Source organism: Tissierella praeacuta DSM 18095 (assembly GCF_900128955.1).
In the GTDB taxonomy this organism is placed as follows: Bacteria; Bacillota; Clostridia; order Tissierellales; family Tissierellaceae; genus Tissierella; species Tissierella praeacuta.
In genome coordinates, this window is sequence record NZ_FQTY01000004.1 from 61,184 (window position 1) to 83,512 (window position 22,329).

At 31.7% G+C, this 22,329-nt stretch carries 19 protein-coding genes; 2 read left to right on the top strand and 17 right to left on the bottom strand.

The features are described from left to right. Positions 1-84: 84 nt before the first annotated feature. From BUB33_RS06270 to BUB33_RS06280, 3 genes are read right to left on the bottom strand one after another with little or no spacing between them, the layout of a single operon-like run. Entirely contained in the window at positions 85-471 is a 387-nt protein-coding gene (locus BUB33_RS06270; RefSeq protein ID WP_072974439.1) for a GrdX family protein, read from the bottom strand. Beyond that, on the bottom strand, positions 464-1,423 hold the full coding sequence (whiA, locus tag BUB33_RS06275; RefSeq protein WP_072974441.1) for a DNA-binding protein WhiA: 960 nt from the start codon (positions 1,421-1,423) through the stop codon (positions 464-466). Before whiA ends, BUB33_RS06270 begins: the two co-directional genes overlap by 8 nt. Before the next feature lie 16 nt (positions 1,424-1,439). Next, positions 1,440-1,847, bottom strand: a complete 408-nt coding sequence (locus BUB33_RS06280; protein ID WP_072974443.1) for an NUDIX hydrolase — start codon at positions 1,845-1,847, stop codon at positions 1,440-1,442. A gap of 153 nt (positions 1,848-2,000) precedes the next feature. Here BUB33_RS06280 and BUB33_RS06285 point away from each other — a divergent pair, with 153 nt between their 5' ends. Next, positions 2,001-3,026, top strand: a complete 1,026-nt coding sequence (locus BUB33_RS06285) for a M42 family metallopeptidase (protein WP_072974445.1) — start codon at positions 2,001-2,003, stop codon at positions 3,024-3,026. A gap of 200 nt (positions 3,027-3,226) precedes the next feature. Further along, positions 3,227-3,748, top strand: coding sequence for a hypothetical protein (locus BUB33_RS06290; RefSeq protein WP_072974447.1), 522 nt, complete (start codon positions 3,227-3,229; stop codon positions 3,746-3,748). A 10-nt stretch (positions 3,749-3,758) separates the two neighbouring features. On the opposite strand, the gene BUB33_RS06295 is transcribed toward BUB33_RS06290, so the two are convergent. The 14 genes from BUB33_RS06295 to BUB33_RS06360 form a co-directional block, all read right to left on the bottom strand. Then, positions 3,759-4,763, bottom strand: coding sequence for a gluconeogenesis factor YvcK family protein (locus tag BUB33_RS06295; protein WP_072974448.1), 1,005 nt, complete (start codon positions 4,761-4,763; stop codon positions 3,759-3,761). Positions 4,764-4,775: 12 nt separating this feature from the next. After that, positions 4,776-5,633, bottom strand: coding sequence for an RNase adapter RapZ (gene rapZ / locus BUB33_RS06300; protein WP_072974449.1), 858 nt, complete (start codon positions 5,631-5,633; stop codon positions 4,776-4,778). A gap of 12 nt (positions 5,634-5,645) precedes the next feature. Next, entirely contained in the window at positions 5,646-6,413 is a 768-nt protein-coding gene (locus BUB33_RS06305) for a PHP domain-containing protein (RefSeq protein WP_234949998.1), read from the bottom strand. Continuing rightward, positions 6,414-7,325: a UDP-N-acetylmuramate dehydrogenase gene (murB, locus tag BUB33_RS06310; protein WP_072974451.1), complete on the bottom strand. Its 912-nt coding sequence runs from the start codon at positions 7,323-7,325 to the stop codon at positions 6,414-6,416. Positions 7,326-7,501: 176 nt separating this feature from the next. Next, on the bottom strand, positions 7,502-11,029 hold the full coding sequence (gene nifJ / locus BUB33_RS06315) for a pyruvate:ferredoxin (flavodoxin) oxidoreductase (RefSeq protein WP_072974453.1): 3,528 nt from the start codon (positions 11,027-11,029) through the stop codon (positions 7,502-7,504). 213 nt (positions 11,030-11,242) lie between these two features. Further along, the gene (locus BUB33_RS06320; protein ID WP_072974455.1) at positions 11,243-11,434 is read right to left on the bottom strand and encodes a PspC domain-containing protein; all 192 of its coding nucleotides are present in this window, start codon (positions 11,432-11,434) and stop codon (positions 11,243-11,245) included. 1 nt (position 11,435) lies between these two features. Next, positions 11,436-13,310 (bottom strand): excinuclease ABC subunit UvrC, encoded by a 1,875-nt coding sequence (uvrC, locus tag BUB33_RS06325; protein ID WP_072974457.1) that lies wholly within the window; start codon positions 13,308-13,310, stop codon positions 11,436-11,438. 269 nt (positions 13,311-13,579) lie between these two features. Further along, positions 13,580-14,818 carry an FprA family A-type flavoprotein gene (locus tag BUB33_RS06330; protein WP_072974460.1) on the bottom strand — a complete coding sequence of 413 codons (1,239 nt, stop codon included), beginning with the start codon at positions 14,816-14,818 and terminating at the stop codon, positions 13,580-13,582. Positions 14,819-14,899: 81 nt separating this feature from the next. Beyond that, positions 14,900-16,678 (bottom strand): aminopeptidase P family protein, encoded by a 1,779-nt coding sequence (locus tag BUB33_RS06335; protein ID WP_072974462.1) that lies wholly within the window; start codon positions 16,676-16,678, stop codon positions 14,900-14,902. Between the two features lie 137 nt (positions 16,679-16,815). Continuing rightward, on the bottom strand, positions 16,816-17,781 hold the full coding sequence (locus tag BUB33_RS06340; RefSeq protein ID WP_072974464.1) for an ABC transporter ATP-binding protein: 966 nt from the start codon (positions 17,779-17,781) through the stop codon (positions 16,816-16,818). Further along, the gene (locus BUB33_RS06345; RefSeq protein ID WP_072974466.1) at positions 17,782-18,771 is read right to left on the bottom strand and encodes an ABC transporter ATP-binding protein; all 990 of its coding nucleotides are present in this window, start codon (positions 18,769-18,771) and stop codon (positions 17,782-17,784) included. Between the two features lie 16 nt (positions 18,772-18,787). Continuing rightward, positions 18,788-19,690 (bottom strand): ABC transporter permease, encoded by a 903-nt coding sequence (locus BUB33_RS06350; RefSeq protein WP_072974468.1) that lies wholly within the window; start codon positions 19,688-19,690, stop codon positions 18,788-18,790. A 28-nt stretch (positions 19,691-19,718) separates the two neighbouring features. Then, positions 19,719-20,645: a nickel ABC transporter permease gene (gene nikB / locus BUB33_RS06355; RefSeq protein WP_072974470.1), complete on the bottom strand. Its 927-nt coding sequence runs from the start codon at positions 20,643-20,645 to the stop codon at positions 19,719-19,721. Between the two features lie 108 nt (positions 20,646-20,753). After that, on the bottom strand, positions 20,754-22,289 hold the full coding sequence (locus BUB33_RS06360) for a glutathione ABC transporter substrate-binding protein (RefSeq protein WP_072974473.1): 1,536 nt from the start codon (positions 22,287-22,289) through the stop codon (positions 20,754-20,756). Positions 22,290-22,329 lie beyond the last annotated feature (40 nt).

A 22,329-nucleotide genomic window follows, 5' to 3' on the forward strand; every position in this document is an offset into this window, starting at 1 on the left:
AAAGGACTACTGATTTATATCTTATAAACCAAATCAAGGTAACGAATAGATTTAAGTAATTAAGCTGGATAAAATACCTATGGATTATTTATGTCCTAATTTATCAATTACGTTTTCTATTAAGGACAAGTCTATAACTCTAAAATCATCCAATACCCTTTCAGTCCAGTCAGGAGTGGGTTTGTTGGATTGGAATTTTTTTGCTGTAGCAATACTTTCTTCAACTATTAAAATACCTTGCTGATCTAAATTGCCTTTTTCTTTAGAAATCATAATGGTTTTATAAGGTGTTTCATTTGGTTTTACACTTCCCGATAATGGATGTGTAAGCAATTGATGACCTTCATGAATTTTATCCCTAAGGAATTCTAAAATTTGTATATAATTTAAATTATCCTTATAGATTACTTCCATCTTATCCTTATATTTTTCATAGACATATGGGTTATTTGTAACTATTATACTAGACATTTTCTCTATCTCCTCTCAATTTATCTGCTAGTTCTTCTATTTTTCTAAATCTATGGTTTACTCCTGATTTCCCAACTGGGGGGTCAAGCATCATACCAAGTTCCTTTAAACTTGCTTCATTATATTCTAATCTAAGTTCTGCAATTTCCCGTAAGTTAGCCGGTAATTTATTTAAACCAATGGTATTCTGAATATACTTAATACTTTCCACCTGCCTCATAGAAGCATCTATGGTCTTTCCTAAATTGGCAGTCTCGCAATTTACTATTCTATTAATATTGTTTCTTACATTTTTTAAAACACGAATATCTTCAAGTTTTAACAGTGCTTGATGGGCTCCAATAATATTTAATAAATCTACTATCTGCTCACCTTCTTTAATATATACTACGTAATTTTCTTTTCTTGTTACTATCTTTGAATTTAATCCAAAAGAATTAATTACATTAGATAAATCTACTGCATGTTCTTCATTGCTAGTGACAAATTCTAAATGATAGGTCTTTTCTGGGTTGCTAGTTGAACCTCCTCCTAAAAAGGCACCTCTGATATAGGACCGTTTACAACATCTATTTTTTATTATTTCCCTTGGAATCATAAAGTTAGGATTAAAGAAACTGGCTTCTCCCTTAATAAATCCTACATCTTCTAATATTTTTTTAGATATTTCTTTATTATTTATCACTATCAAATAATTATTATTTTTCTTAAGTTGTTTATTTCTTCTTACCATAACTTCTACATCAGTATCATAAATGCTCTTTAGTAATGAAAATATTCTTCTGGCAATAGCGGCATTTTCAGTAGTAAATTTTAAGTTTATCTTTTTCATTCCTGATATTTGTATAGTACCATTCATTCTGACAAGAGCTGCTAACTCTGCTATAGAACAACATCTATTAGTCAAAGGTATTCTTGACAATTCATTTTTAGTTGTTGCAGAAAATGACATCAAATCACCCCATTATTTAAGATTGCAAAATATTTAATCCTTTAACTATTATATTTCTTTCATCTTGATACCTTACTAAATCTTTGGCCTTATCTATATGAACAAATAAAGCATCAATAAATCCTTCTTTTTTCTGAGGAGTGCAATCCATACTATTTGTTTTCATTAGATACCAATGAACGGTCTTATAAACCATCTCATCTTCCTTTAAATTCTTATATTTATAATGTACCATACCTATATACTTAATTATTTCAGCTTTCACACCTGATTCTTCTAATACTTCTCTTAGTGCTGCATCTTTTATACTTTCATTCTTTTCCACTTTGCCCTTAGGTAAGACCCAATCACCATTAAATTTTTTTAAAAGTAATATTGTATTGCCAAATATTACAACACCTCCAGAACTTACCTCTTCTATCACTAGAACCAACTCCCAATATATTAATTAAATTATTTTCAGAAACCGTATTAATTCAATTATACTATATTATTACTAGATTTGCTAAATGATTTTGACTTATATTTATAATACAATATAATATATACATAGATATTTTAAAGGGGGTATTATAATATGGAATATATAACTAAAAATTTAGAAGAATTATTAAAAATCCCAAGTCCCACTGGTAATACTGAAAAAGCAGTATTATTCGTAGAAGAAAAATTTAAAAAACTAGGAATAGTAACAAAAAGAACTACAAAAGGTGCTTTAATTGCAACTATAGAAGGAAAAAATAAAGATAAAGAAGTAACATTATCTGGCCATGTAGATACTTTAGGTGCCATGGTAAAGGAAATAAAAGGAAATGGGCGACTTAAAATTACTCAATTAGGTGGATATGTATGGAATACAGTTGAAGGTGAACATGTAACTATTGAAACTTTAGGTGGAAAAACTTACACTGGTACTATAATGACTACTAAGGCTTCATCCCATGTTCATGGTGAAGGAACTAAAACAGTAGAAAGAAATGCTGATAATATGGAAATAAGAATAGATGAAAAGGTTTCCTCTAAAGAAGATATCCTGAATCTTGGCATAAATGTAGGAGATTTTGTATATCTTGACCCAAGAGTTGTGGTCACAGAATCAGGGTTTATTAAATCAAGACATTTAGATGATAAGGCTGGAGTTATATCTCTACTTGGCATAGCTAAACATTTAGTAGATAACAATATAAAACCTAATTATACAACTAATTTCTTTATTTCCAATTACGAGGAAGTAGGTCACGGAGCAGCTGCAACTATTCCAGAAAAAACTTTTGAGTTTATAGCAATAGATATGGCAGCTCCTGGAGAAGGTCAAACATCAGATGAATTTTCAGTTACAATCTGTGCTAAGGATAGCTCTGGACCATATGACTATGAATTAAGAAAAAGACTTATTGGTTTGGCTCAAGAAGAAAATTTGAATTATAAAATAGATATATATCCATATTACGGCTCTGATGGTTCGGCAGCTCTTAGAGCAGGACATGATTTTAAAGTTGGTTTAATTGGCCCTGGAGTTGATGCTTCTCATAGCTTTGAAAGGACTCATATTGAGGCAATTGAAAATACAATTAAACTTGGAATTGCTTATTTAACCAAGTAATGATAAAACCCAGATTAATTCTGGGTTTTTTATTTTTTTAAAAATCATTTAATTTCCCCTTATACTCTTTTACCAATATAAATATACAATAAAATTTTTCATCTATATGATATAATATTACCATAATTATCCAGCACTATCTATACTCATAAATGACTATTTTATTATTCTAAGGGAAATATATATTTAGAGGTGATTTTATGACAGTAAATGAAAATTTTATTATAAATCTTCAAGGAAAATCTTTTGTAACTTATGAAGGTCTTCTTGATTTAGCTCATCAGAAAAATCTTGTATCCTTAGAAGTAGAAATAATTCAAATACCTACTAAGGAAAATAATATGACTGCCATATGTAAAGCTGTGGCAACTACTGATAAGGAAAGATTTCAAGACATAGGAGATGCTTCTCCTAACTCTGTTAATTCAGCCTTAGTTCCACATTTAATTAGAATGGCATCTACTCGTGCAAAAGCTCGTGTCCTTAGAGATTTAACCAATGTTGGAATGACCGCTATTGAAGAGTTATCCATTGAAGATGGTATTGTGACTGATGGAGAGGAAAGCTATCCAACTTATCAAGAAGAACCTCCTACTCCTAGACAAGTAGAAACCATAAAAAAATTGGCTGGGGAGTTAAATTATCAAGTAAACTATGATACTTTGACTAAGAAAACTGCTGGAAATATAATATCTAGATTAATAGAAGAAAAGAAAAAATAAGCATTTCTGCTTATTTTTCTTTTTTAGCTATTTCCATTAATAATTTACTAAGTTTAATATTATCATGCCTAATATAATCTTTTCTAATATTTACCAGATTCTCTCCTATTAATTTTATACCTTTAGACTTTAATATTTCTTCATCCCTTGATCCCATTAATACTGGCTTTGAGCCATCCATTATATACTTTTCTAAGGTATCAATGGGGATTTCCTCTGTATTAGCTATTACATAATCTAAAAAATCTAATGTACTATGATTAAGTATAGCTTCTACATGATCTAATACATCATATCCATCTGTTTCACCAGGTTGAGTCATTACGTTTGCAATATATACCTTTGGTGCCTTTGCATTATATATTGTAGTTACTATATTGTTTACTAGAAGATTAGGTATTACACTGGTATATAAACTTCCAGGCCCTAAGACTATTATATCGGCCTCATTAATAGCCTCTACAGATTCTTCTAAAGGATAAGATATTTTAGGATCGGTATATATATAATCTATCTTACTACCTGCTTTTATTGCATCCAGTGGAATATGGGATTCTCCTTTTAATATATCCCCATTTTCTAAAACAGCACAAAGCTTTACATCTTCTAAAGTCATAGGAAGGACTTTACCAGTTACAGCTAATACATTGCTCGCTTCTTTTATTGCTTTTTCAAAACTACCATATATCTCATTCATAGCAGCTATGAATAAATTACCAAAGTTTTGCCCCTTCAATATTCCCTCTGTAAACCTATACTGTAAAAGTTTTTCCATGGTAGGCTCCGTATTGGCAAGAGCCAATAAACAAGAACGAATATCCCCTGGTGGAAGCATTCCAAGATCTTCCCTAAGTTTTCCCGAACCTCCGCCATCATCTGCTACAGTAACTATAGCCGTAATATTTGATGTAAACTTTTTAAGACCTCTAAGCAATATTGAAAGTCCTGTACCTCCACCTATAACTACAAATTTAGGTGCTAAAGATAATTCCTTATCTAATTTAAAATCTTTCATAAATATTCCCCTTTATTTTAATCTATAGTCCCTATGGCTTACTGCTACTCTATGACCATTTATTTCTAAGGTTTTAGATATTTCGTTAGCTATGGCTACAGACCTATGGACTCCTCCAGTACATCCTATTCCTATAATCAATTGGGTTTTTCCTTCCCTTGTATAATGAGGAATTAGAAATTCCAGCATATCTATAACTTTGGATATAAATATATTGGTTTCAGGCCATTTAAATACATAGTCCCTTACATTTTCATCTTCTCCTGTAAACTCCCTCAGTTCTGAAATATAAAAAGGATTTGGAATAAACCTTACATCAAATATTAAATCTCCATCTAATAATGTCCCATGTTTAAAACCAAAGGAGATTATAGAAAGGGATATATTTCTAGATTTTTTCCCTTCTAGAAATATTTTTGACATTTCTTCCTTTAGCATACCTAAAGTGGAATTAGATGTATCTATTATATAATCTGCCCTCTTTTTTACATTCTCTAAAAGCTCCCTCTCCTCTTTAATCCCCTCAATTATACTGCCTTCTGGATTTAATGGATGTGGACGCCTTAATTCCTTATATCTCTTTATCAATACATTATTTGCTGCATCTAAAAACAGTATTCTATATTTTATTCCACTATCATTAAGTTCTTGTAATCCTTTAAATAAATCATCAAAGAATTCACCAGAGCGAATATCCACTACTACAGCAACTTTATTAATTGCTCTTTTAGATTCAGAGCATAGTTCTGCAAACTTTGTTAAAAGTGCCGGAGGTAAATTGTCCATACAATAATAGTCTATATCCTCCATTACTTTCATAGCTTGAGACTTACCAGCTCCTGACATACCCGTAATTATTAAAAACTCCATACAAACACCTCATTAGTTTATCTCAATATTTTTTATCCTATCTAGAGGTAGATTTGCCTCTATTGCTTTTCTTATAGCTTTTTCAACATTTCCTACATCTTCTGGTCTATGAGCATCACTATTTACCATATAAACAACATCCATATCTAGTAGTTTCTTGATACTTTCTACAGATAATTGACTATGTTTTGCAGATATCTCTAAAGCTGTACCATATTTGATTGCCTCTTTTGCCAACTCTACAATATCAACTTTTGCTTTGGAACCTGGATGTGAAACCATGTCTATAGGATATCTTGCTAAAGCTTTTATATATGCTTTAGTATTCAACTCCTTAGCCTTTTCCTTACCTAAAGGAAGTAGTTTGGATATTGGATTTAATACATAAAGTCCTATGCCATCCTTTAAATTTTTTGGAGTAGCTCCATAATGATATCCCATTATTAAAAAATCAATATACTTGAAAAGTTTTTCATCTATATCAATTGTCCCATCTAATCCTATTAGATTAGACTCTACTCCAAGTAAAATTTTTAATCCCTTAGGTATAAACTCTTCATTCAATCTATTTATTTCTTCCCTCATAAGAAAAATTCTTTTCTTCCTAACACCATAAAGATAATGAGAAGGTCCATGCTCTGTTATGGCAATTTCTTTAAGCCCTTTGCCCAAAGCAGCTTCTGCATTATCCCTAATAGTTCCTGTTGCATGTTTACCTTTTTTTCTAAACCCACTACTATAAATAGTATGAGTATGATAGTCCCCTATTAGTTTTATCATTTAATCTTCTCCTAATAACTTTATCTCCGTTTCAAGTTCTACATTAAATTTATCCTTCACCACTTTTTGTATTACAGATATCAAATATAATACATCCTTACAAGTAGCATTTTCAGCATTTACTACAAAACCACAATGTTTTTCTGAAACTTGAGCTCCTCTGTGCCTCAATCCACGAAGTCCTGCATCTTCAATTAATTTTCCTGCAAAGAACCCTTCTGGTCTCTTAAATGTACTTCCTCCACTTGGCAGTTCAAGGGGTTGCTTTGATGTTCTTTTATATGTCAAATCTTTCATTATTTCTTCAATAGTTGAATAATTTCCTTTCTCTAAACCTAATTCTACGCTAAGAACTATTAAACCTTCATCCCATACTCTACTATTTCTATATCTAAAGTTCATCTCTGCATTTGTATATTCCTTAATTTCATTATTTTTATCCAATACCCTAACTGTAGTCACTACATCCTTCATTTCTCCACCATAAGCACCAGCATTCATTGTAATTGCTCCTCCTATAGTACCTGGTATACCAGATGCAAATTCGAGGTTTTTTAAGCTATGTTTTAAAGCTGTTTTACTAATAGTAGATAATAATGCTCCAGCTTGACAATAAATTGTAGTATTATCTACTTTTATTCCATTAAATCCTTCATTTATCTTGATTACAACACCTCGTATCCCACCATCTTTAATAAGCAGATTACTGCCATTACCCATAATTAAAAAATCTATATTATTTTCTCTTGATAGCTTAATTGCTTTTATTAGTTCTTCCTCACTAGATGGAATGACCATTAAATCCGCTGGTCCACCAATTTTAAATGTAGTATGATTTTTCATTGGTTCATCTAATAATATTTTACTAAAAGATTTATTCTTAAATAGTTTCTGTATTTCTTCCTTTTTCAAATAAACCACTCCTTATGTAATCTCCTTACCTTTAATATTGTACCAAATTTAGCCTTATATTACTAATTTTTTTAACTTATTATAATATCATATTCGTATATTAGCTTGTTTATGTACATACAAAAAGGTTATGGGCGTCCCCATAACCTTTTTTCTTTATATTCTTTTATTTGTAATTATTGTTGTGCTAATTTCTTATATTGTTCATATCTTGCTTTAGCATCTGCTTCAGCTGCTTTAAATAACTCTTCTGCTGTCTCTGGGAATGTTCTTCTTAATGAAGTATATCTAACCTCAGAGTTGATGAAGTCCATAAATGACTCTGTTGGCTCTTTGGAATCAAGAGTAAATGGATTCTTTCCTTCTTCCTTAAGTCTTGGGTCAAATCTAAATAAATGCCAGTATCCTGTATCTACAGCTTTCTTCTCTTGCTTAATTGTTTTACCCATTCCAACTCTAATACCATGGTTAATACATGGTGCATAAGCTATAACTATAGATGGTCCGTCATAGGATTCTGCTTCTTTAAGGGCTTTAATAAGTTGATTCATATTAGCACCCATAGCTACTTGAGCCACATAAACATATCCGTAAGAAGTCATCATTAAACCTAAGTTTTTCTTAGTTACTTTCTTACCTGATGCTGCAAACTTAGCAACTGCTGCAGTTGGTGTAGCCTTAGATGATTGACCACCAGTATTTGAATATACTTCAGTATCTAGTACTAATATATTTACATCTGCTCCTGATGCTAGAACATGATCAAGTCCACCAAATCCTATATCATAAGCCCAGCCATCTCCACCAAATATCCACATTGATCTCTTAACTAAATAATCCTTTAGTTCTTCGATTTCGGAAAGAATTTCTTTTCCTCTTGCATTTGATAATTCTTTACTTAATCTTGGTAAAATCATGCCAGTTGCTGCTTTTGAAGCTTTTGCATCTTTCTTACCTTCTATCCAAGCATTAAAATATCCATTTAATTCTTCATCTATATTTAATTCAATAAATTCTTTCATTAATAATTCAAGCTTATCTCTCATTTGTGTAACAGCTACTGCCATACCATATCCGTACTCAGCATTGTCTTCGAATAATGAATTTGCCCATGATGGTCCTCTTCCATCTTGACCCTTACAATATGGCATAGATGGTGCAGAACCACCCCAGATTGATGAACAACCTGTAGCATTAGCAATCATCATTCTATCTCCGAACAATTGAGTGATTAATTTTACATATGGAGTTTCTCCACATCCAGCACATGCTCCTGAGAATTGAAGATGTGGCTCTTGGAACTGAGAACCTTTAATGCTATATGCATCCATTACATCTGTTTTAGCTTTAACTGTCATAGCATATTCCCAGTTCTTAGCTTCAGATTCATATTCTTCTTCAAATGGAGTCATAACTAAAGCTTTTTCTTTAGCTGGACACACATCCGCACAGTTTCCACATCCTGTACAATCTAATGGAGAAATTTGCATACGGAATCCATACTCTTCTAATCCTTTTCCTGTAGCCTTTAATGTTTCAAATGCTTCTGGTGCATTTTTCTTTTCTTCTTCATCTAATAAGAATGGTCTAATAACTGCATGTGGACAAACAAATGAACATTGATTACATTGGATACAATTTTCCTTAATCCAATGAGGTACATCTACTGCAATACCACGTTTTTCATAAGCTGATGTTCCATGTGGGAAGGATCCATCTTCTCTACCAACAAAAGTACTTACTGGTAAATCGTCTCCCTCTTGTCTATTCATTGGAATTAATACTTTTTCAATGAATTCTGGTACTTCTTTAGTATCATTTACAACATCATCTTTTGCATCTTTCCATGATGTTGGAACATCTATCTTAACTAAAGCATCAATACCTTTTTCTACTGCTTCATAGTTCATCTTAACAATTTCTTCACCCTTAGCACCATAGTCAGAAACTATAGATTTCTTTAAGTGTTCAATTGCTTCATCTATTGGTAATACTTCTGATAATTTAAAGAATGCTGATTGCATTATCATATTAGTTCTTCCGCCTAAGCCTATTTCCACAGCTATCTTAGTAGCATCTATTGTATAGAAATTAATATTATGTTCTGCAATATATTTCTTCATTGATGCTGGAAGGTGTTTATCTAATTCTTCTGGACTCCAAGTACAGTTTAGAAGGAAAGTTCCTCCATCTTTTAATCCTCTAAGTAAATCATATTGATATACGTAGGATTGTTTTGAACAAGATACAAAGTCTGCATCTGTAATTAAATAAGTTGATTTAATTGGTTTATGTCCAAATCTTAAGTGAGAAATAGTAACTCCACCTGATTTTTTACTGTCATATGCAAAATATCCTTGAGCATACATATCAGTATCATCACCAATGATTTTTATAGCAGATTTGTTAGCTCCAACTGTTCCATCAGAACCAAATCCCCAGAATTTACATCTAATTGTTCCTTCTGGTTCTGTTTTTATAATTTCTTTAGTATCTAATGATAAATTAGTTACATCATCTACTATACCAATAGTAAATCTATCTTTTGGTTGATCAGCTTTTAAATTTTCATATACAGCTAATATTTGTGATGGAGTAGTATCTTTTGAACCAAGTCCATATCTTCCACCAACAATAACTGGTCTTATATCTGAATCATAGAATATGTTCTTAACATCTAGATGTAATGGCTCAGCAATAGCACCTTTTTCCTTAGTTCTATCTAATACTGCTACTTTTTTTACTGTCTTAGGCAATACATCAAAGAAGTATTTTGGTGCAAAAGGTCTATATAAATGAACTTTAATAACTCCTACTTTTTCTCCTTTTGCCATTAAGTAATCTATAGTTTCTTCTATAGTTTCAGTAACTGAACCCATAGCAACTATTACTCTTTCAGCTTCTGGGTGTCCATAATAATTGAAAGGTTTATAATCCCTGCCAGTTATTTTATTTATTTCATTCATGTATTCTACAACTACATCTACTATCTTATCATAGTATGGATTAGCAGCTTCTACTGCTTGGAAATAAATATCTGGATTTTGAGCCGTACCCTTTGTATATGGTCTTTCTGGATTTAATGCTCTTTGTCTAAATTCATTAAGAGCATCATAATCAATTAATTTTTCTAAATCCGCATAATCCATTACTTCAATTTTTTGTATTTCATGAGATGTTCTAAATCCATCAAAGAAATGTAAGAAAGGAACTCTCCCCTTTATAGCAGAAAGATGTGCAACACCTGCTAGATCCATTGTTTCTTGAACTGAGCCTGATGCAAGTAATGCAAATCCTGTTTGTCGAGTTGCCATAACGTCTTGATGATCTCCAAATATACTAAGTGCATGTCCTGCTAAAGCTCTAGCTGAAACATGGAATACAGCTGGTAACAATTCTCCTGCCATTTTATACATGTTTGGAATCATAAGTAATAAACCTTGTGAAGCTGTAAAAGTAGTAGTTAATGCTCCTGCTGATAATGATCCGTGAACAGCTCCTGCCGCTCCCGCTTCAGATTGCAACTCTGTAACTAATACTTCCTGTCCAAATATATTTTTTCTGTCATTGGCAGACCATTCATCTACTAATTCTGCCATTGTTGAAGATGGTGTAATAGGATAGATCGCAGCTACATCAGTAAAAGCATAAGCTACATGAGCGGCAGCAGTATTTCCATCCATGGTCTTCATTAATTTTGCCATATATAAACCTCCTTTATATTATAAAAACTTATATTGGTTGTAAAAATTTTAACATTTTGTCAATTAACACATTAGTACTTTATGACATTCTGTTTCTATTTAAGTATATGAAATATTGGAACGAAAGTCAATGTTTGAAAGGGTCAAATTTTAAAGACGGATTATTCACAATATTTCTTCATTTGCTTTGTTACAACCAAGGTGACTTCAATATTAAAAGCTTTGTTTTGGAATAATCATACAAGCTATTATATATGCTATTATACCTGGAAAAGCTGCAGTAAAAAGTGATAATAATACCCAAGCTAACCTTACTAAAGTAACATCAATTTCAAAATATTCTGCGATGCCCCCACATACTCCACATATTTTTTTATCTGTACTTGATAAATAAAGTTTTTTCAAATCAAAATCCCCCCTTCTTTTTATTAAAATGATTGTATAATTCTTCTGCTACTAATTTATTCATACCCTTTACTTCTGATAATTCTTCTATAGTTGCATTTTTTATATTATTAATACTTTGAAAATGTTTTAGCAGCTCAATCTTTCTTTTTTCTCCTATACCCTTAATATCATCTAATTCAGATTTAAACATTTTCTTAGTTCTAAGAGATCTATGATAAGAAATTGCAAAACGGTGAGCCTCTTCCTGAATTCTATATATTAATCTAAACCCTAAAGAGTCTTCATCTAATCTAATTTCCTTATTATTATATATTATTCCCCTAGTCTTATGAAAATCATCTTTTACAAGTCCACACACAGGAATATCTATATTTAATTCTTTTAATATTCTAATTGCAACATTAACTTGTCCCTTGCCGCCATCCATCATTATTAAATCTGGAAAAATAGAAAAGCCTTTAACTTCTATCTTATTCTCTTTTAACAATTTTCTCTCTTCTATGCCTCTAGTAAATCTTCTCAACAATATCTCTTCCATACTTCCATAATCATCTGCTCCAGATACTGTTTTTATTCTAAACCTTCGATAATCTGATTTCTTAGCTTCTCCCTTTTCAAATACTACCATAGATCCCACTGATTCCACACCACTAATATTTGATATATCAAATGCCTCGATTCTATTTAATTCATTGGAAATATCTAAGATATTTTGTAATTCCTCTAAAGCTTTTTGATTTTCTCTAGCCTTCTTCAAAAACTTATCACCATATTGATTTAACATGTCTAAGGCATTTTTTCTCACCATTTCTATTAACTCTATTTTTTCTCCTCGTTTTGGAACTAAAATATTTACCTTAGAACCTTTCTTTTCACTTAGCCATTTAGTTATAATCTCTATATCTTGAAATTCTTCTTCGATTATTATCTCCTTTGGCACATAGGATGCTCCTATATAAAATTGTTTAATAAATGAACTTAAAATTTCTTTTCTATCATCTTCAAAAATATCATCTAATATAAAATGCTCTCTACCAACTATTTTTCCACCCCTAATAAAGAATATTTGAATACATACTTCTTCAATTCCTCTTGCCATTCCAATTATATCTTGATCTATTATATTCGTAGTTGATACTATCTTTTGTTTTTCATGAAGCAGCTTTAAAGAGTTTATTTGATCTCTATATTTTGCAGCTAACTCAAAGTCTAAATTTTTAGCAGCTTCTTTCATCTTGTTTTCTATTATATTTACCAGTTTATCTTCTTTCCCATTTAAAAACAAAAGTATTTCTTCTACCATCTCCATATATTTATTTTGGTCTACATTCCCTTGGCATGGCCCTAAACATCTGCCTATATAGAAATTTAGACAAGGCCTTGTTTTTCCTATATCCTTCTCTAAATTTCGATTGCAAGTTCTAAGGGGATATAAACTTCTTATAATCTCTATAGAATCATTTACTGCATATACACTGGGATAAGGTCCAAAATATTTAGCCCCATCTTTTACAACTTTTCTAGTCTTCATTACTCTAGGATAACTTTCATTAACAGTTACCTTAATATATGGATACTGTTTATCATCTCTTAATAGAATATTATATTTTGGTTTATACTTTTTTATTAAATTAGCTTCAAGAATTAAAGCCTCAATTTCATTATCTACTATTATATATTCAAATTCAGATATATGCTTAACCATGGCATTAACCTTAGGGGGATTGTTTTTCCCCGACTGAAAATATTGCCTTACTCTCTTTCTAAGAGATATGGCCTTTCCCACATAAATTATCTCATCATTTTGAGCCTTCATTATATAAACACCTGGTTTATCAGGTAATTTTTTTAATTCTTCTTCTATATTGAACACTTAATCACCTTTTAAGCTTACGCTAATTTTTTATAACCTAACTAAATAAACAAATATCTTACGAGAAACTACTGAGTTACTCCATAGAAAGCAGAGTAATACTGTCAGTCATAAAATGGTACAACCAGCAAATAGATTTAAGTCTTGAAACTGTAGACTATATTTCTATTATAACAAACTTATAGATTTTTAGTTGTTATATTTATAGGATCCCTATATATAAGGCGATACTAATGTTTCTAGTATCGCCCTTTATTTAATATTGATTTTTAACTATTCACTGTTGCTCCTACTGCTTCTCTTACTTCTTTTACTAACTCTTTTACTTTTACTTCTATTAACTTTAAACTTTCCTCTCTTGGACTTCCTTTAAACTCTACTGGCTCTATAAATTCCCAGTTCATACAATATTTATTCATAATTTCATCAAGTTCTTTTTGAGCTCCTCCTGACCATCCATAAGAACCAAAACTAAAGGCTTTTCTACCCTGTACTTTTTTCTTTCCCAATTCCTCCAATACTGCTGCCATTGGTGGAAACATTTTATATTCATAGGTTGGCATAGCAAGAATTATTCCTGTTGAATTCCAAGCCGATGCTAATATAGTTCCCCAAGAAGTTTCTGGAACCCTATGAACATTAACTTTTATATTTTCTTCTTCTAATATTTTAACTGCATGATTTACTGCCTTTTCTGTCATCCCATACATAGAGCCCCATATAAGAGTTATTTCTTCTTTTGCAGGTCCTTTTTGATAAGAAGCATATCTAAGATAATCTTCTATAATCCTAGTAGGATTCTTTCTCCATACTATTCCATGTCCTGGGGCTATAATCTTAATAGGCAAAGGAGAGCATTTATCAATAGCTTTTTTAACTGGCATAGAAAATGCTGCTACTATATTTGCATAATATCTAACTGCCTCATTCTCATAAAAATCCAATTTTTCTTCATCAAGCATATCATCATAATTAGATTCTGTAAGATTTCCAAATGATCCAAAAGCATCACATGAAAATAAAGTACCTGTTAAGGTATCAAAAGTTGCTATTGTATCTGGCCAATGAACATTAGGTATTTCTGCAAATTTTAAAATATGACCATTTCCTAAGTCCAAAGTATCCTTATCTTTTACAACAGTAATATTATCAGTATGACCATAAAAAGCTTCTAATAGCTCTGCTGATTTTTTACTACAAACAACTTTAAAATCAGGATTTATTTTTTTAAAAGATTCAATCCATCCAGAATGATCTGGCTCCATATGATTTATTATAAGATACTCTATTGATTTAGACTCTATATTTAATTTGTCTAAAAGATTAAATAAAGATTCTGGATATCCATCCCAGCCACATACACCATCAACAATTGCAGTTTTTTCTCCCTTAATTATATAAGAATTTAAAGAAACTCCATTTGGTATTTCCCATAATCCTTCAAATAATATATTTTCTACATTTACCGAAAGTAAATAAGTATCGTCAGTAACTTTTGTTACATTCATTATTATTCCCTCCTAATTCTATCTATGTAATAACTTCCATTTTCGGTGCCAGGCACCAAAAATGGAAGTTATTAAGTTGTATTATATACTTCTAGTTTCTTCTTTTAACCAAGCTTTTTCTTCTTCATTTAAATAAGGTGAAAGCTTATCAAATACTTGTTTATGATATTCGTTTAACCATATCCTTTCATTTTCAGATAAAAGAGAAACTTCTACTCCTTCTAAATCTATTGGAACAAAAGATAATGTTTCAAATTTCATAAATTGACCAGAATCAGTTTTTATATCTTCATCTACAACTACTACATTTTCTATTCTTATACCATGGCTTCCTGCTTTATATACTCCTGGTTCTATACTTACAATCATTCCCTTTTCCAGTACAACAGTATTTGCAACTACTGCTATCCTATGGGGTCCTTCATGTACATTTAGTAAATATCCTACTCCATGTCCAGTTCCGCATTTATAGTCAATACCTTCTTGCCATAATGGGTATCTTGCTAAAACATCAAGGCTATGTCCTGTAGCTCCATATAAAAATCTTGCATTTCCTAAATTAATATGTCCTTTTAATGTTAAAGTAAAATCTCTCTTTTCCTCTTCAGTTATGGGCCCCATAACTACTGTTCTAGTAATATCAGTAGTTCCATCAAAGTATTGTCCACCTGAATCCACTAAATATAATCCTTCTTTTTCTATCTTAGCATTAGAAGTCTCACTAGTTGAATAATGCATCATAGCCGCATTTTCTTTGTATGCTGAGATAGTTCCAAAACTTGGTTCAATAAATCCTTCTTGTTCTTTTCTAAATTCTAATAATTTTTCCTGAGCCGACATTTCAGTAACTGGAATATTTCCTACACTTTTATCTAGCCAGTATAAAAACTTAACCAATGCAACTCCATCTTTAATATATGCATTTCTCTGGTTTCTAATTTCAGTAGAATTTTTCATTCCCTTTAATCTTGTTGTAATATCCATTCCATTTATTATCTTACATTGTGAAGGTATAGCCTTATATAACCACCTATTTATTCTGCTTTTATCTAAATATACTTTTGATTCCTTAGATATTGTTTTTACAAAATCTATTACTTTTTCATATTCAAAAACTTCTATTCCATTTTCCTTTAAAAAAGCTTCAATTTCATCATTTATCTTTTCTTTATCTATAAATAAATAAGCTTTATCCATTGATATTAAAGCATAAGAAATTACAACAGGACTATATAATATATCTTTTCCTCTAATGTTATATGACCATGCTATATCATCTAAACTTCCTATAAGAAAATAATCTGCATTACTTTTCTTCATCTCATCTCGTATTTCTTTAACCTTCTCTTTACCTGTTTTTCCTGTATATTTTAAATCATGTATAAATACTTTTCCCTTTGGAAGATTAGGTCTATCTTCCCAAATCTCACCTACTAAATCGTATTCATCAATAAATTTAATATCTTTTTCTTTAAATTCATTTTCCAAACTTTCAACTGCAGATTGTGCAAATACTTTACCATCAAATCCAAGGGTATCTCCACTATTTAGTTTGTCCCTTAACCACTCTGTATAAGTTGGAAAACCAGGAATTGCCATTTTAAACAATTTGTATTCTGAGCCTTTCAATTCCTTCTCTGCCTGAATAAAATATCTACCATCAGTCCATAAAATCGCTTCATCTTGAGTAATTACAACGGTACCAGCTGAACCTGTAAATCCTGATATCCACACTCTACTTTTATAGTAATCGGCTACGTATTCAGATTGATGTGGATCCGCAGTATTAACAATATAGGCGGTGATACCCCTATCTTTCATTAAACTTCTTAGTCTCTTTAATCTTTCATTAATTATCATACTCACCCTCCTAAATCTTTATGGTTTTATTAATAAATATAATTCATACTCAATCAATTAATACCCTTATTATACTATAATTGGATATTTAATAAAAGAAAAAAGGCAGATAATCTGCCTTTTTTCTTTTATTATAACTATTTTAGTCCATTTATTTCTCGTATATGATGACATGCTACAAAATGACCTGGCATTACCTCTTCTATTACTGGATTATCTACGTGACAGTTATCCTTTGCATAAATACATCTTTGTGCAAATCTGCATCCTGGCTTTGGATTTATTGGAGAAGCAAGCTCACCCTTTAATAATACTCTTTCTCTCTTATATTTTAAACTTGGTACTGGTATAGCTGAAAGTAAAGCCTTTGTATAAGGATGTAATGGATTTTTAAACAAATCCTTAGAATTTGTCTTCTCAACTAATTGACCAAGATACATTACAAGAATATCGTTTGATATATGTTTAACTACAGATAAGTCATGGGTTATAAACATATAAGTTAAGTCCATTTCTTTTTGTAAGTCCTGCATTAAGTTTAGTACCTGTGCTTGGATAGATACATCAAGAGCTGATACTGGCTCATCACAGACTATAAACCCTGGATTAAGTGCTAAAGCACGTGCTATACCAATTCTTTGTCTTCTACCACCATCAAGCTCGTGTGGGTAAGTGTTTACAAGTCTATCAGCTAATCCTACAGTATCCATTAATTCAGACACTTTTTTGTCTATTTCTTTCTTATCTCTTATTGTTTTATGAATTATTATAGGTTCTTTAATAATTTCACTAACAGTCATTCTAGGATTTAAAGATGAAAATGGGTCTTGGAAAATAATTTGCATTTTCTGTCTTAATTCCCTGAATTCTGTTTTTGTAAGTTTTGTGATATCTTCACCTTCATAGAATAACTCTCCATCTGTAGCTTCTAATAAATGAAGTATTACTCTACCTAAAGTTGATTTCCCACAACCAGATTCCCCTACAACTCCAAGAGTTTCTCCTTTATTAATATCAAAAGTAACACCATCAACTGCATGAAGTAATCCTTTAGGGGTATTAAAGTATTTTTTTAAATCTCGAACTTTTAATATTGGTTCCATTTACATATCCCCCTTTGGTTCTACTTGTCCAGAATAAATTAAACATTTTACCTTATGTCCAGGTGTCACTTCTATATCCTTAGGATGGTTATTTTTACATGCTTCCGTAGCATGTATACATCTTGGATGGAATTTACAACCTGAAGGTAGATTTGTAGGATCTGGCATTAATCCTTTTATTGGTTTTAATCTATCCACTTCTTCATCAAGACTTGGAATAGAACCAAATAATCCTTTAGTATATGGATGTTTTGGATTTTCAAAAAGTTCCTCTATACTGGCATACTCTACTATTTCACCAGCATACATTATAGCTACTTTATCACAGACTTCTGCCACAACACCTAAATCATGGGTGATTAAAAGCATAGCCGTGTTAAAATCTTTCTTTAATTTATTCATAAGGTCTAAAACTTGTGCTTGAATAGTAACATCAAGAGCTGTAGTAGGCTCGTCAGCTATTAAAAGCCCTGGATTACATGCTAAGGCTATGGCTATAACTACTCTTTGTTTCATACCGCCTGAGAATTGATGTGGATAATCATTTGCTCTAGCTCCAGGTATTCCAACTAGCTCAAGCATTTCTTTAGATTTTTCTTCAGCTTCTTTAGTTGATAAATCTTCATGTATTTCAATAACTTCTGCTATTTGTTCTCCTACTGTCATAACTGGGTTTAAAGCTGTCATAGGGTCTTGGAATATCATAGATACCTTATTACCTCTTATCTTTCGCATTTCTTCCTCTGACAACTCTAATATATTTTGTCCTTCTAAAAATATTTCACCCTCCATAATTTTTCCAGGTGGATTAGGAACTAATCTTAGGATTCCTAAAGCAGTTGTTGTTTTACCTGCTCCTGTTTCACCAACAAGACCTAAAGTCTCGCCTTTTTTCAAATCTATATTAATTCCATTTACAGCCTTAACAGTACCTTCTTCTGTTATATAGTGAATGTGTAAATCTTTAATATTTAAGAATTCCTTACTCATTTAAGTTCCTCCTCTCTTATTGTTTTAGTCTAGGGTCTAAAGCATCTCTTAAACCATCACCAAGTAAGTTTAGTGACAATATAGTAATCATAATAGCTATACCTGGAAATGTAGTAACATGCCATGCTTCTCTAAGGAAAGGTCTACCTGATGAAAGCATTGCACCCCATTCTGGAGCTGGCTTTTGAATACCTAATCCTATAAAACTTAAACCTGCTGTTGATAATATAGCACCAGCAACTCCTAAAGTTCCTTGTACAATTACAGGTGCCATTGAGTTTGGTAATATATGTTTTAATATAATTCTAGTATCTTTAGCTCCAATTGCCTTAGCTGCTTCAATAAATTCTTGATCTTTAATAGAAAGGACTGATGCTCTTACAATACGAGCATAGTTAGGTATTGATGATATACCTACAGCAACCATTAAATTAATCATGCTTGTCCCAAGTGCAGATACTATGGCTATTGCAAGTAATATACTTGGAACAGCTAAGAAAATATCCATTGTTCTCATTATAATATTATCAAGTTTTCCACCATAAAATCCAGCAATTGCTCCTAATGTACCACCAATTATAATAGCAATACCAACTGCTATTATACCTACTTTTAATGATACTCTTGCACCATGTATCATTCTAGCAAATATATCTCTACCAAGTTCATCCGTGCCTAAAATATGGTCTTTACTTGGTCCTTGAAGTCTTACTGCTGTATTCATCTTTATTGCCACTTCTTCATAATCAGCAATTATATCTGCAAAGGCAGCTAACAATATTAAAATAATTATTATTGTTAATCCTAGCATAGCCATTTTATTTTTTCTTAGCCTTCTCCACACTTCTCCCCATTGGCTTCTCTTTTTCTTATTTGTATTAGAATTGTTTTCATTGCCTTTTATAATACCATTATCCATTTTTCTACCTCCTTACTCGAAAAATTAACTATCTATATTGGGATTTAATTCTTGGATCTATAAATGCATACAATAAGTCAACTAAAAGGTTAACGAAACTAAAGGTTACAGATATAAATACAACAGTTGCTAAAACCATAGGACTATCTTTCTGTCTGATGGCTTCAACCATTAATCTTCCTACTCCTGGCCATGAGAATACAGATTCAGTAAGAACTGCACCACCAAGGAGTCCTCCAAATTGTAAACCTATTACTGTGACAACAGGTATTAAAGCATTTTTTAATGCATGCTTATTTACTACCTTCTTCTCTGCAACACCTTTAGCCCTTGCAGTTCTTATATAGTCTTGTCTAATTACCTCAAGCATTGACGACCTAGTCATACGAGTAATAATTGCAGCTGAACCAACGCCTAATGCAAAGGCTGGTAAAATTAAATGTAATAAAGTTTCAGAGCCGCTTGATGGTAAAATTCTAAGTTTTACAGAGAATACTAATATCAACATTAATCCCAACCAGAATACTGGCATGGAAACCCCGATTAACGCTCCTATCATAGCTATACTATCTAATAATGAATATTGTTTAGTTGCAGAAATAATACCTACAGGAATACCTATTAATACTGCAATAATCATAGCCGCTACAGTAAGTTTTAAAGTAGCTGGGAATCTTGCAAACACTTCATCGAAAACTGGTCTTTTAGTTGAATAAGACCTTCCAAAATCTCCAGTTAATGCCTTAGTTATAAATCTAAAATATTGTACTATAAATGGATCATCTAATCCCATTTCTTCTCGTAAAGCTGCCACCTGTTCAGGTTGTGCACTCTCACCAAGTATAAGCCTTGCAGGGTCTCCTGGTGTAAAGTACATAATTGTAAATACTAAAAAGGTAACGCCTAATATTACTGGTATTAAAAGTAATAATCTTCTTAAAATATATTTATGCACCTTTTTCCCTCCTTAATCTGATGAATATACTCTATTATTGTTTCTCGCTATCATGTTAAAGAATTAGAAGCGGGACATGATAGTCCCGCTTCATCATAAATTGCATTCTTATTCTTGGATAGTTACATTGTATAATGAGTGATGTCCAGCAGGATGTAATTTAAAGCCTTGAATTGCACTATTTTCACCAGCATTTTGAGTAGAGAAGTATAAGAATAATTGAGGAGCATCTTCTACTATTAAGTTCTGAGCTTCTTTATATGCTTCTAATCTCTTATCAGTATCTACTTCTGTCTTACCAATATCTAGTAATTTATCTACTTCTGGATTGCTATAGAAAGTTCTGTTTCCAGCATCTCCATGTTGTGAACTGTGATATAATGCATATAAACCATAGTCTGCATCACCAGTTACTGTAGTCCATCCAAGGATAAACATATCATGTTCTCCAGCTGATGTTCTGTCTAGGAAAGCACCCCACTCAACAACTTCTATTGAAGTGTCAATGCCTACTTCTTTAAGTTGAGCTTGAACCATTTCTGCTATTCTAACTCTTACTGGGTTATCGTTTGTCCATAAAGAAGTTTTAAATCCATTTTCATATCCAGCTTCTTTTAATAATTCTTTAGCTTTTTCCACATCATATGAATAACCTTCTATATCCTTGTCTGCACCAAAAATTAAATCTGTTAAAGGTGATTTTGCCACTTCTCCTGCACCTTCAAGTGCTACGTCTATTATTTCTTGTACGTTTACTGCATAGTTAATTGCTTGTCTAACTTTTACGTTATCAAATGGAGCCTTCTTAGTGTTAAATCCTAAATATTGGCTTGAGAATGATGGGCCTTCAATTAGCTCTAATCCTTTAGCCTCTTCAACTACCTTCTTATCAATTGGTTCAACATCATAAGCTATATCAATTTCTCCAGTTTCAAGACCAACTGTTCTGTTTGTTCCTTCAGGAACATTTCTAAATATAACAGTTTTTATCTTTGCAGCACCTTTGAAATAATCATCAAATCTTTCAAGAGTAATCCTATCTCCTGATTGCCAGTCTACAACTTTAAATGGTCCAGTTCCTACTGGTTTTTGTCCATAGTCAGCACCATATTCTGTAACAGCTTTTTCATTTAATATTGAAGAAGCAGTATGAGTAAGATGAGCTAATAAGGGAGCAAACGGTTCAGAAGTAATTATTTGTACTGTATAATCATCTACAACCTTAATTTCAGTTACTGGTCCTAGAATATGTGATACAGATGGTGAAACTAACATTCTATCAAATGTAAACTTAACATCTGAAGCTTTTAGTTCTTCCCCATTATGGAATTTTACACCTTGTGCAAGTTTGAATTCCCAAGTTAAATCATCTAATTTTTCCCATGATTCTGCCAAAGACGGAACTATCTCCATATCTTCAGTAGCAAATACTAAAGTGTTATAAATTTGTTTAGTAACTCTTGATGATGGCTGGTCGTTAGTTGCATGTGGATCCAAACTCTTAGCATCTGCACCCTGAGCAACAACTAAAGTATCCGCTGGGTTTTTTCTAGCAATTCCCTTACTTCCACCACAAGCTGTTAAAACAAGTGATAAAACTAAAGTAAGCGTTACTAGTGATAAGATTTTCTTGTTTTTAAACATTGAATCACTCCTTATTTTTTTTTGCTTATTAATCGTATTA